General features: G+C 73.3%; 4 protein-coding genes and 1 pseudogene. 3 read left to right on the forward strand and 2 right to left on the reverse strand.

The genetic code is table 11. The features are described 5' to 3' along the window. Positions 1-342, forward strand: a pseudogene (locus tag AA75_RS52945) (cyclase); the annotation flags it as partial. Positions 343-1,452: 1,110 nt separating this feature from the next. After that, positions 1,453-2,631: a PP2C family protein-serine/threonine phosphatase gene (locus AA75_RS38070; protein WP_233289364.1), complete on the forward strand. Its 1,179-nt coding sequence runs from the start codon at positions 1,453-1,455 to the stop codon at positions 2,629-2,631. A gap of 53 nt (positions 2,632-2,684) precedes the next feature. Here AA75_RS38070 and AA75_RS38075 read toward each other — a convergent pair whose 3' ends face one another. Next, positions 2,685-3,650 (reverse strand): LLM class F420-dependent oxidoreductase, encoded by a 966-nt coding sequence (locus AA75_RS38075; protein WP_033825009.1) that lies wholly within the window; start codon positions 3,648-3,650, stop codon positions 2,685-2,687. A gap of 129 nt (positions 3,651-3,779) precedes the next feature. On the opposite strand from AA75_RS38075, the gene AA75_RS38080 reads away from it, so the two are divergent. Further along, entirely contained in the window at positions 3,780-4,478 is a 699-nt protein-coding gene (locus AA75_RS38080) for an HAD family hydrolase (protein WP_051814126.1), read from the forward strand. Between the two features lie 331 nt (positions 4,479-4,809). Here AA75_RS38080 and AA75_RS50325 read toward each other — a convergent pair whose 3' ends face one another. Then, positions 4,810-4,968, reverse strand: coding sequence for a hypothetical protein (locus AA75_RS50325; protein WP_158515639.1), 159 nt, complete (start codon positions 4,966-4,968; stop codon positions 4,810-4,812). Positions 4,969-5,043: the final 75 nt, after the last annotated feature.

Here is a 5,043-nt window from a genome sequence, read left to right on the forward strand (position 1 = left end):
CAGCAGATGGGCATGGTGACGTTCCAGCGCCTCGACGACACCCACACCCGGGTGAGCCTGGCGATGGAATTCGAGCCGCACGGCATGGCCGAGAAGGCCGGCGGTCTGCTCGGTGTCCCGGACCGGCAGGTCAAGGGCGACCTGAAGCGGTTCAAGGGCTTCATCGAGGAGCGGGGCCACGAGAGCGGCGGCTGGCGGGGGCGGCTGTCCCCGGACGGCGCCTCGAGCGCTCCGGCGGGCCCGGCCGACGCGCCGGTCCGCGACCGGCCGCAGGCCCGGATGACCGGCGAGGGCGGCCCGCCCCCGGCCGAAGGTCCGGGCGGCAGTATGCGGCACAGCTGACCCGAACGGTCACCCGGGCGCCGGACACGGCGCCCGGGCTCCGCCGGCCCACACCGCCCGCGGTTGCGGAGCGCGCCCAAATGCTGGAGGCCGGGTCCCGCACCACGGTGCGCACTACACCGTCGACAACGCCCGCCTGTACACCGTGCCCGCCGGTCCGCCGCCGATCTACGTCTCCGGATTCGGGCCCCCGGCTCCGCTCCCAGCAGACCGACCGGCCCCGCAACTGCAGCGACCTCGTCAATCCGTGAAGGCGCCGCGGGCGCCCGGGAGGACCGCGGCGCCTTCACCGAGCCCTCCCACACCCGCAGCCCGCAGTTCTGGGCCACCACGCACCGGCCGCTGCTCGCCGTCGCGGGGACCGCTTGGCGTAGCCGCTCGCCCGGGGCCTGCGGCTACGCCAAGCGGTCCCGCTGACCGCTGTCAGGGACCGGGCGACAGGCCGGCCCGCGGCGTCCCCTGGGCAGGCGGAACGGGAGAAGCGGCGTGACCCTCACACCACGGGAAGCGGTCGGGAGGGACGGGCGGCTCCCATTCTCGCCCGCCCCGCCGGATAGGCGGCCGCTTATCCGGGGCCCCGACCGACGGGGCCGAGCTCACCTGCGATGACGGTGACGGGCCGGGGGACCGGGTCTCTCCGTGGTGGGGGCGACCAAGCGGTCCTCCAAACGGCCGAGCAGAACCAGGATCCCGAGCAGGGCCGGGGGCAGCAGCAGGGCGAGTATTTCCACGGTGACTCTCCTGAGGTGGCGGGACCTCCTCGGCATCCTCCGTGTCGGCCGACGAGTCCCCGGGATCGAGTGCCGGCCGCGAGGGCCGACGCCCTCCGCCTGTCCGCGACCGGCGGGCCCAAACGACGATGCCGGGCCCGGGATCGGAATCCACCGTGAAGCTCTGCGGGCGTGCGGACGGGTCCGGGCGGACGATGGACGGAGAGAGAGTCCCGGAAGCAGGACCGGGACGGGGCGTCGGCGGAGCGGTGCGAGAGCGTGCAGAATCGGGCCCGCTCCCGACGAGAGCGGGTGCGCGGTGCACGGTGGTGAGGACGCTCTTCTCGGCCCGGTACTGGCGGATCTGCTGGAGGCGTCCCATCGGGCCGGGCCCCAGGAGGTGCCTGGCCTGCTGTGGCGGGCCGGCCGCCGGCTGGGCCTGACCCACATCTGGCTCTACCTCGCGGACGTGCAGCAGGAGGAGCTGGTCGCCCTCCCCGCTCCGATGAACGCCAGGGAACCGCTGCCGGGCGCGCCGCGGGGCCAGGAGGTGCTGGACATCGATCGGTCGCTCGCCGGCCGCGCCTACCGTACCGAAGTCCTCCAATCGGGCGCCGAGGACCTTGGCACCGACAACGGCTTCGAGGAGTCGGTACCGCGCGGCGCGGTCGGGTGGCTCCCGCTGGTGGACGGCATCGGTCGGCTCGGGGTGCTGCGGGTCGCCGCGCCGGCGCTCGACGCCCGGACGCTGGCGCGCTGCCAGGCCCTCGCGTCGGCGGCCGCGCTGACGGTCGCTTCCAAGGCCTCGTTCAGCGACGTCCTCGTACAGACCATGCGACGCCGGACGATGACGATGCAGGCCGAGCTGCTGTGGGCATTCGTCCCGCCGCGTACCGTCGGCACCAGGTCGGTGACCTCCAGCGCCGTTCTGGAACCCGCCTACGACGTGGGCGGCGATGCCTTCGACCACAGCCTCGCAGGCCGGCGGCTGCACCTGACCCTCGTCGATGCGATGGGCCACGACCTCGCCTCGGGCGGCTGCAGCGCCGTCGCTCTGGCAGCCTGCCGCTCCACCCGCCGCGCGGACGGCACCCTCCCGGACATCGCCGAGGCCATCGATGCCGCCCTCGCCCAGTGGATTCCCGGGCGGCTGCTCACCTGCGTAGTCGCCGACCTCGACACCGCCACCGGTCGGCTGACCTGGATCAACTGCGGCCACCCCGCCCCGCTGCTGGTGCGCGACCGCCATGTCGTCGACGGCGCCCTGGAACGTGTCCCGCACCTGCCGCTCGGCCTGCCCGCAGGGCTACCCCTGACCCGGCCGGACGTGCACACGACCCAGCTGGAACCCGGCGACCGGATCCTGATTCACTCGGACGGTGTGATCGAGGCCCGTGGCCGCGACGGCCAGATGTTCGGTGAACAGCGGCTCGCCGACATCGTCGTACGGGGCATGGCGGACGGACTGCCCGCGCCCGAGGCCCTGCGCCGGTTGATGCAGGGGATCCTCGCCCATCAGGGCTCCCGGCTGCGCGACGACGCGACCATCATGCTCGTGGAGTGGCATCCCGAGCGGTGAGCCGTACCGGGTTGGCGGGCCGGACAGGACGCGGACGGGTGGACGGCCGGGGCTCAGAGCTCCCGAAGCGCCGGCAGGAGGGTCGTCTCGGCCCAGTCCAGGAAGGGCCGTTGGGCGTCACCACCGACCTGGATCAATGCGACCTCGGTGAACCCGGCGTCCGCGTAGGCGCGCACTGCTTCGACGAATGCGTCGACGTCGTCACCGCAGGGGATGGAAGCGGCGACATCCTCCGGGCGCACGAACCGGCTCGCAGCCGCGAACGCGGCCGGCCCGGGCAGCTCGGCGTTGACCTTCCAGCCGCCGCCGAACCACCGGAACTGGGCGTGCGCACGGGCGATGGCCGTGTCCCGGTCGCGGTCGTAGCAGACCGGCAGCTGGCCGACCCGGGGTTTTCCGGTCCCGCCATGCCGGTCGAAGGCGTCCAGCAACGTTCGGTCGGGTTCGACGGCGATCACCAGGTCGGCGTGTTCCCCCGCGAGTCTGCAGGACTGCTCGCCGGAGACGGCGATGCCGATCGGCGGCGCCTGTTCGGGCAGGTCCCACAGCCGCCCCGACTCCACTCGGAAGTGCCGGCCACGGTAGTTGACGTAGCCACCGTGGAAGAGGGCCCGGATGATCTCGACCGCCTCGGTCAGTACCTCCTGGCGGACGTCGGCCGCCGGCCAGCCCGCGCCCACGATGTGCTCGTTGAGGTTCTCGCCCGAGCCCAGCCCGAGCCGGAACCGGCCCTGGGACAGTAGTTGGACGGTCGCAGCCTTCTGGGCCACCACCGCCGGGTGGTAGCGCACGGTCGGGCAGGTCACACAGGTCATCAGCGGGATCCGGTCGGTGGCCTGCGCCGCCGCGCCGAGGACGCTCCACACGTACGGCGCGTGCCCCTGCTCGTCCAGCCAGGGGAAGGAGTGGTCCGAGGCGACGGAGAAGTCGAAACCGGCCTCTTCCGCCCGCACCACGTCGGACACCAGCTGCCGGGGCCCGGCCTGTTCGGTCATCATCGTGTACCCGATACGAACCATGCGGGCCGCCTGCCCGATCGGCCGGAGCGGAAACGGGAACCCGGGTGGGGGCTCGCGCGGCGCGGTCGCGACCGGTTGGCGGCGGCCGTAGCGTCATGACCGGACTTCACTCCCGAGGAAGGCGGGCCGATGGCACCGGCGGCGTTGTTCGACGTGGACGGCACCTTGCTGGACACGAACTACCTGCACACGCTGGCTTGGGCGGAGGCGCTGGCCCAGTACGGCCACAGCCCGGCGATGGCCCGGATCCACGCCGCGATCGGCATGGGCGGGGACCAGCTCCTCGACCGTGTGCTCGGTGACCACCGTGACCGCTCCCAGGATGAGGAGATCAGTGCCGCCCAGCAGGCCCTGTACGGGCGCTTCTGGCCCCGCCTGCGGGCCTTCGACGGCGCGGGCGACCTGCTGCGAGCGGTGGCGGCCAGGGGATGGCGAGTGGTGCTGGCGAGTTCCGCCTCCGACCGGGACCTGGCGGTGATGCGGCGGGCGCTGGGCGCCGACGACGTGATCACGGCCGTGACCGGCGCGGACGACGTGGAGGCGAGCAAGCCGGCCCCCGACCTCGTCCGCGCCGCTCTGGACAAGGCCGGCGCCGACCCCGGCGAGGCGGTCTTCGTCGGTGACACGCTCTGGGACATCCAGGCCGCCGCCCACGCCGGTGTGCCGTGCATCGCTGTCCTCTCGGGCGGCTGGAGCGAGCGCGACCTGCGTGCCGCAGGGGCCGTCGAGGTGCACGAGGACGCCGCCGACCTGCTGGCACACCTTGCGGAGAGCGCGCTGGGGCATGCGCACACCCCGGCCGGGCGGGGGACGGCAACAAGCCCTTGAGGGTGACCGCCGAGTTCCGGGAGACCGTCGGAGGGTCCTGGCCCCGGGCCCGCGGGGCGACAACGAAAGCGGCACGACGTACGGAACACGCCGCTGGCCGGCCGGACGCGGTGAACCAGGTCAGGAGGCGGTCGTCGTGTGCGAGCGTGGCCGGCACCTCCTCCCCGCTACCGTCCTTGGCACCGCGGATCTCGTGATGCTGCGACAGATCGGCGCGGCTCCCCGGTGACGGTGAGCCGCCGACCCGCCCATCTGGTCTGGCCTCGGGGAGGGCCTCCGCCGGGCCCAGCCCGGTTGTCGCGGTGGCTCGGCTGCCGAGCGGGCAGTGGTGTCACTGGGATCGGGTGGTCCCCTCGGGTGCTTCGGTTTCCTCGTGGTCCTCAGCCTTGGCGCGGACGTCTGCGGGAGTGGGGGTTATGACGTTGCGTTCCTCGGCGGACCGGTCGTGTGTCTCCTGGTCGGGCTGTGCGGTGTCTTCGTGGGTGGTCATGTCAGGTCCTTCTCTCCGGGTTGGTTGGTGGGCGGATGGGCCGGGCCCTGGGGCCCGGCCCGCGGTGTCCGGTTG

Source organism: Kitasatospora sp. MBT63, from assembly GCF_000710465.2.
Taxonomy (GTDB): domain Bacteria; phylum Actinomycetota; class Actinomycetes; order Streptomycetales; family Streptomycetaceae; genus Kitasatospora.